The organism is Vibrio sp. 378, assembly GCF_033339435.1.
The window spans coordinates 1-719 of sequence record NZ_JAWOUO010000524.1; the positions used below are offsets into that span (position 1 = coordinate 1).

1 protein-coding gene is annotated in these 719 nt (G+C 43.7%); it reads left to right on the top strand.

Annotated features, from left to right (window positions below; genetic code table 11):
- Positions 1-133: 133 nt before the first annotated feature.
- Positions 134-719: outer membrane beta-barrel protein (locus R7Q48_RS27310; RefSeq protein ID WP_318133392.1), on the top strand; the 586-nt coding region annotated here is incomplete at its 3' end.

Genomic DNA, 719 nt, shown 5'->3' on the forward strand with positions numbered 1-719 from the left:
TATTGGATCACGCTTTTTCGTACTGAGTCATAAGATTCGGACATCTCCCGCGACAAGGTTTTGTTAATTCGGCTAATATGGAAATTGCCAATTGTAGTTAAGTTTTTAGGTGACTCTCATGAAAGGAAGTAAGATGGTGAGACAGTTATTGCTTGTACCTCTTGTAGTTTTGCCCGCAATCAGTATCGCTTCGGAAGCGGAACAAGCTGCAAAATTTGGGTATGAGCACATTTATTTGGATGTGGGGTCGGGTACGACCAATAAAGATTGGCTAGACAACTCGAATGCGACCACGCTGGGATTGGGTGGCAATTATCTCATCACCGATAATTGGTTGTTTAATGTTGATTACTCAGCGCAGTTTTTCCATCCTGACGATCTAACACTACGTGTGGATCGATTGTTGTTTGGTGGTGGTTATCGTTATGGGATTAACGACCAACTGGACGTTTATGGTACTTATGGGCTTGGTGCGCTGAAAGCGAAAGCGACGGATGAAAAAACGGATAGCACCATTTCTTCTGACACCGAGTTTCTTCAAGCGGTGACCATTGGTGCAAACTATCTTTTGAATGAACAATGGATGGTGTCAGCACAGATTCAGGCCAACCGAAGTGATGTGGTTGACGAGAACAAGTACAGAATCGGCTTCAATTACCAATGGCATGATGTGATTGGCACGGGCTTGTATTACCAATACCGTGATACAGATTACAGTG